We start from the raw sequence: 5,735 nt of genomic DNA on the forward strand, positions 1-5,735 counted from the left end.
TCAAAATTCAAAATTAAAGAGATTAATGGGGGTTTGTACTTAAAATTAATAAAATTCAAAATCTTCCTGATTCTTCATTTTGAATTTTGAATTTTGCATTTTGAATTCAAAAAATGGGTATTATCTCGAATTGGAGAATAAATCATGGAACTAAAACCAGTTTTTGATCCAAAAACACTGAATCAATCGAAAATTTATTTAATTGATTGTGTGCAATACAGATACGTGCGAACTGATGGCAGTGGCAAGAATAGCAAGTACGTATTTGCACCCCTACCAAACCAACGAAAGTCATCTGAGATTTCCTTGAATTCTACAAAGTTGGGGATTAGATGTCAGGAGGTCGAAGGGATAACTTATGAACCTCCGAAGGAGCAAAATGTAGTGCAAATGGGGTTGTTGTGATGTCGAAATATAAACCACGACTTATTAAGCATCCCGTGAAAGTTACCAGAGGTGATTCCAAAAAGATAGTTTATCGAGCTATCCGGAATATTCAACAACTCAAAAATAGTCAAACTTTAGGTACAACCAGAGTCAATCGGCAATGTCTTATGGTTCGGCAAGAAGGTATTTACTGGGTTGTTGTTTAGTTGTGAGATGAAAGGCTTCGCTAATAATTTTTGAAAACTTAGTAATGGTACTGAACAATGGTACAAGCAATTGCAGCAGATGAAACATTTTTGCAAAATGCAACTGTTGAAAGAATCAATTTCTCAAAACTAAATAAAACCCGTATTCGCTTTAGCATCAGAATCAAAAACAGCACCATAAGTGCAGCACCAAAATGGGCAGACGTGTTGAAATCTGAAGATACTGGCACAGAATCCGACCTGATTAAAGTAACGAATTCTGAAGTAGGCTTGCGTGGTATTAAAGTATTCAAAGCTTTAAATGAGGCAGCAAGTCAACTCAGGCAAGAAATCGCTTCTGTCCAGGAATGGATGACATCTGACAACGGTGATTGGATTTGCCCGATTGATTTGGCTCCCCTGGTATGGAGTCAATTGCTCAATATTAGAGATGCGATCGCGCCAGCACTTCGAGCCAAGTTAAAAGATGAGTACGAGCAAGGCTTGGAAGATTACCAGCAGCGAATCGAAAACTTCATCTCATTGAACACTTGGGAACTACCACAAGATAAACAAGAAGAAGTTAAAGCAAATCTGTTGAGAGCATTCCCGACATTGAGCGAGTTAGAAGATTGTTTGCAAGTGATTGTCGGTCGTCCGGTGATCATCCCGGCATTGTCGGAACAATTGAACCAGCAACAAGCCAAATGCTTGAACCAAATCACTCAGTTCATCCAGCAATATGACCAACATCTAGAGCAACGTTTGAAAGAAGCAGCGATTGCTGGAGGTGAACAACTCGCCGCGCAGTTGTTGGAAGAGTTGGCAGATTGGGAACCAGGGCGCAAGCCTGTGCGGTTCAAGCAAAAGATGCAGAAACATCTTCAGAAGGTGCAAGTGCTGTTAGCTAATGCTAGTCCCGAAGCTGGTGGTAGCTTGCAGTCAATGATGGAGCATCTCAATTCGATTGTGGATGATCCGGCAATTGTTGATAAGAATCTGGGTGAGTCGGGGCGATTGCTACGACTATTGCCTAACAGACTACGGTTCTAAAATCGTACCTTCTCAATTAGCTTTATTCAAGTTAGCTTAGTTCAAGTTAACGTTGTTTAATTTGGCTTGAGTTAGATATGCTTTTGCTAAATCTGCATCACTTAAGTCGGCATCATTTTGAGAAACTCCTTTGAGTTCAGCTTTACTCAAAGGAGTACTAATCAACTTAGCTATTGATGGGCAGCGATTGCAGGAGTGGCTAATGCTTGCAATCGATTGCGTTAGGATGTTTACGGATTGGGTATCAATAATATTGCATTAAGATATTTACAAAAATTATTTATTTTGAAAGCGAGAGTTTTATAGTTTAAAGCTCCTTCATTAAAAATATTGACAAAGTTTCTTTTTTTCTAAAACTTTATATTTTGTTACTTTTTCCTACTATCGTAAATCTACTAGGGCTGCTAATATACTCTTAAATGCTGTTCTAAAGATTGGTACGAGTAAGATCCATAAAGTTAGCGGCTAAGGATGTTAACATCTGTACGGTGTGCGATTAAATTACATTGTACAAAGTGTTTTTCCTCAAGCATATTGCTCTGATATGAGATTGGAGAAAGTTTTACTATTGGTAGCTATTATCAAGCTCTCAAGATTGTAAGCTGACTCCAAGTAGCGAGCTAATTTGCTTTATTTGTGTCTGTTTGACAACATTATTTGCGTCACACCAAATAAAAGCCACTATATACTCTAGGACTTACGCAAAACACTTATCAAATTCTTATTTCCCTGTGAACTCTGCGCCTCTTTAGTTAGTTCTTCCGTAGCTTGTGCGTAAGTCCTGTACTCAACAGTTACACACGCTTGAGGCTAATCTTTTTTGTGTTTAGATAAGTTGATTTTCAATTTTTCCATTAATTAAGGATGAAGTTATGAGTATAAAACCAGATAAAGTACAACTTTACGAACAAGATATCCTAAAACTAGAGCTGACTGATTCTGATGAAGGCAGTCTCAACGGTAGAAATGGTGTAAACGGTAAGTATAACGGTCAAGCAACATCAGTAAAAATATTTGGTTCAGCCGGCTCAGGAGTAACGTTTTACGATGATAAGCAGTTTAGAACAACTGAAAATCGGGTTTATATTGAGAAATTGTCAAATAATCCCATAGAAGTTCTTATTAATAAAAACTTTGTTTCTAGTGAGGACAAGATAGGAAGTGGCATTTTCTTTGGTGAAGAACCTGGTAAATATAAGTGGATATTGTACAAAAAACCTAAGTCTAGACTAGATTGGGAAGCAATTTTAAATATTGTCTTAGGTGGATCTCAAGATGTTTTAGGCGGAAATCCAGGTTTAGCGGGTCGTTTGATATCTATTGGTGGAGTTATAGGTAAAATTCTGAATGATGATAATGAACCTAAATCAGATAACTACCGAGTTGATAACTGCTCTAGCATTAAATTTGGAGAACCTCCTACAGCTTAATTAAGCATACATAAAACTCTCTTTCAATTAGCTCTGCAATGGGCAGTTTTTTTTAGTTCACTAAATTTAAAGGAGGAATTAATAGTGAGTGAGCTTTTTAATCAATTAGTAAAAACATACGCAGAAAAGTCGATAGATTTTCCTCAGCTTAAAGAGATTACTATTGCTCAATGGCTTCTGGAATCTGGTAAGGGAACTAGTCTTTTGGCTACTAAACATTTTAACTTTGGTGGTTTGAAATGGCGAGATGAAATGACAGAATTTGCTGTGCCTGTAGACTACGAAGCTAGTGATGGTTTGGATAAATATTGCAAGTTTAATAGTCTAGAAGCTTTTATCAATGGCTACTGGCGTTTTTTAGAGCGTTCTCCTTATGAAGGATGGCGTAATAATGCAAGTTCCCCTGAAGCATTTATCGCCTTTATTGCTCCTATATATGCAGGTGATAGAAATTATGTTACCAAGGTTTTAAATGTCTATGCTGAGGCAAAAAAACTCTTGGCTGATATTGAACATACAGATCACCATCATCCAGGAACCGCAGAGGCAGTTAATAAACCACCAATTAAAGCATTCATCGAAAGCCCTAATCAGAGCAGTCGAGCGGGTGCAGATATCGATACAATTGTTGTTCACTACACGACCGCAGGCACGGCCCAAAGCAGTATCAATCATTTTAAAAATCCTGCATCAGAAGTCTCTGCTCACTACATCATTGATAAAAATGGCGACATTTATCAAATGGTCAAAGATTCCGATAAAGCTTGGCACGCAGCTCGTGCAAATCGTACCAGTATTGGTATCGAACACGTTGCTAAACAAGGAGAACGATTAACAGAAGCACAGGAAAAATCTTCCGTTCATTTAATCAAGTGGTTGATGACGGAATATAAAATTCCAAAGGAAAATATCATAGCTCACAAACAAGTTCTCTCCACCAGTTGTCCAGGTAATATTTTTGGCGATGCTATAAACGATAACAACATCCCGAAATTTAAAGCATGGGTTGCTAAAAATTTTTCTAATGATGTAATTCCGGCTTCAGTGCCATTAAGTCCTAGCGGATTGGGAATTTATATTGTGCAGCCTGGCGATACTCTTTCAGCTATAGGTGATCGCCATGATATATCTTTAGATAAGTTACTAGAACTTAACCCTAGCATTCAGAATCCTGATTTAATTTTACCTGGGCAAAGAATTATGGTTACAAGGGTTGATGGAGACGATGATTTGATCATTACTACCAGTCGCCCCTTAAATCTTCCTATTACAATTGCGGAGTTCCAACTCAACTCAAGTAATTACCAAACTTTCTCTCACTCACTTTTGGGTAATATTACAATTACGGGTGGCTATATGGAACCCGAAGGTCATTCTTTAAAACCAGAACAAAAGGCCATTTTTTTAGATAAGACATTAAAAACCTTGGCCCCATCCAATCGTAATATTGGCATCGATTATGTTGTTTCAGACCGAAAAGTGAAAGCTTGGTACGGAGGTACTGTTACGAAACGAGGTAGAGAAGGTGGCTATGGACGGCGGGTTCACATCCAACTCGATGTTATCTATGAATTTGGTGGCAAAAAATATCAAGTTTATCAAGCATTTGCCCACTTGCAAGAAATTTTGGTTAGTGTTGGACAAGTTGTAGGACAAGGTGAGCAAATTGCCATCATGGGAGGTTCAGGTGCTTCCTCCGATAGTGACTATCCGCTTCATGTGGACTTAAGTACCTATCTTTTTATGAATGGTAGTTTGGTTCAAATAAATCCCCAAGTTTTAGATGAACAGTTAATTTAGCTCGAATTTATCTACTCTAAGTAAGTGCAGGGTGTTGGTTGTAAAGTATATTGTGCTGACTTTTCACAGGATGTAGAAAAGGTCAGTTTGAGGATTTAACAAGCCTTAATTTTTCCGTTATCAGCTATTGATAATTAGCTTGTGGAAAAAGCCACGTTTTACCTGGGCTTGAGGACTTAGCTTGAAAAGTCAAATCCGTTAACCCCTACAGGTAGAACGGGCTACCCCCTGCTGTATTTCGTTAGCGGGTTAGTTTGTCATTTTAATTTTGAATTGGAGCAAAGCGATTGACCAGCATTTTGCCAAACCCTCTCACAACAAAGAGCATCCAGGTTTTGATTGTAGAGGATGAATTTATCCTTGCACTTGACCTAAGAGAAAAGTTGGAAAGCTTAGGTCACAATGTTATTGATATTGTAGATTCAGCAGAAATGGCAGTTGAGCAAGCAACTGAGCTTCGACCAGACTTAGTTTTAATGGATATCAGACTACGTGGGAAAATGGATGGAATTGAAGCAGCAGAAGAAATTTGGAATTATTTACAAATTCCCATTATTTATGTTACGGGACACTCTGATAAAAGTACTGTAGAAAAAGCTACGCAGATATTCACGTTTGGTTATCTTTTGAAACCTGTTAGAGAAGAAAATCTATATGTTGCTATTCAAACAGGACTGACTAATTTCCAATATAAGCAAGCAGAATTTTCATTACATAAAGCCCATGAGGAACTAAAAGAAAAGTTAAGGGATTATACAAATAAGATTACTTTGCTGAATGAGGACTTAAAACTCGAAGTTGTTAAGCAACATAAAGTTATATCAGAACTCCTAGTCAATGAGGAGTGCGTTTATTCAACAGATCAGCCTACTTCTGTATT

The 5,735-nt window shown here is 37.8% G+C and carries 7 protein-coding genes; 6 read left to right on the forward strand and 1 reads right to left on the reverse strand.

Annotated elements, in window-relative coordinates:
* The first annotated feature begins 144 nt into the window (after nucleotides 1-144).
* Genes H6G79_RS35985 through H6G79_RS35995 form a run of 3 tightly spaced genes read left to right on the forward strand, consistent with a single transcriptional unit; the run spans nucleotide 145 to nucleotide 1,625 of the window.
* Complete coding sequence (locus H6G79_RS35985) at nucleotides 145-405, forward strand: hypothetical protein (RefSeq protein WP_190595305.1); 261 nt, start codon at nucleotides 145-147, stop codon at nucleotides 403-405.
* Nucleotides 405-593: a hypothetical protein gene (locus H6G79_RS35990; RefSeq protein WP_190595304.1), complete on the forward strand. Its 189-nt coding sequence runs from the start codon at nucleotides 405-407 to the stop codon at nucleotides 591-593. The genes H6G79_RS35985 and H6G79_RS35990 overlap by 1 nt, the downstream gene beginning before the upstream one ends.
* A 57-nt stretch (nucleotides 594-650) precedes the next feature.
* On the forward strand, nucleotides 651-1,625 hold the full coding sequence (locus H6G79_RS35995) for a hypothetical protein (RefSeq protein ID WP_242048791.1): 975 nt from the start codon (nucleotides 651-653) through the stop codon (nucleotides 1,623-1,625).
* 36 nt (nucleotides 1,626-1,661) lie between these two features.
* On the opposite strand, the gene H6G79_RS36500 is transcribed toward H6G79_RS35995, so the two are convergent.
* Nucleotides 1,662-1,775 carry a pentapeptide repeat-containing protein gene (locus tag H6G79_RS36500; RefSeq protein ID WP_242048792.1) on the reverse strand — a complete coding sequence of 38 codons (114 nt, stop codon included), beginning with the start codon at nucleotides 1,773-1,775 and terminating at the stop codon, nucleotides 1,662-1,664.
* 722 nt (nucleotides 1,776-2,497) lie between these two features.
* On the opposite strand from H6G79_RS36500, the gene H6G79_RS36005 reads away from it, so the two are divergent.
* From H6G79_RS36005 to H6G79_RS36015, 3 genes are all read left to right on the forward strand, one after another.
* Complete coding sequence (locus tag H6G79_RS36005; protein ID WP_190595303.1) at nucleotides 2,498-3,055, forward strand: hypothetical protein; 558 nt, start codon at nucleotides 2,498-2,500, stop codon at nucleotides 3,053-3,055.
* 84 nt (nucleotides 3,056-3,139) lie between these two features.
* Complete coding sequence (locus H6G79_RS36010; RefSeq protein WP_190595302.1) at nucleotides 3,140-4,855, forward strand: N-acetylmuramoyl-L-alanine amidase; 1,716 nt, start codon at nucleotides 3,140-3,142, stop codon at nucleotides 4,853-4,855.
* A gap of 287 nt (nucleotides 4,856-5,142) precedes the next feature.
* Nucleotides 5,143-5,735 (forward strand): response regulator (locus H6G79_RS36015; RefSeq protein ID WP_191049432.1); only part of this gene is annotated, 593 nt, incomplete at its 3' end.

The organism is Anabaena sp. FACHB-83 (assembly GCF_014697485.1).
In the GTDB taxonomy this organism is placed as follows: Bacteria; Cyanobacteriota; Cyanobacteriia; order Cyanobacteriales; family Nostocaceae; genus Nostoc_B.

Bases quoted from the DNA above. Each gene is read 5' to 3' on its own strand.
- H6G79_RS35985 (WP_190595305.1), top strand. From the start codon at position 145: ATGGAACTAAAACCAGTTTTTGATCCAAAAACACTGAATCAATCGAAA.
- H6G79_RS35990 (WP_190595304.1), top strand. From the start codon at position 405: ATGTCGAAATATAAACCACGACTTATTAAGCATCCCGTGAAAGTTACC.
- H6G79_RS35995 (WP_242048791.1), top strand. From the start codon at position 651: ATGGTACAAGCAATTGCAGCAGATGAAACATTTTTGCAAAATGCAACT.
- H6G79_RS36005 (WP_190595303.1), top strand. From the start codon at position 2,498: ATGAGTATAAAACCAGATAAAGTACAACTTTACGAACAAGATATCCTA.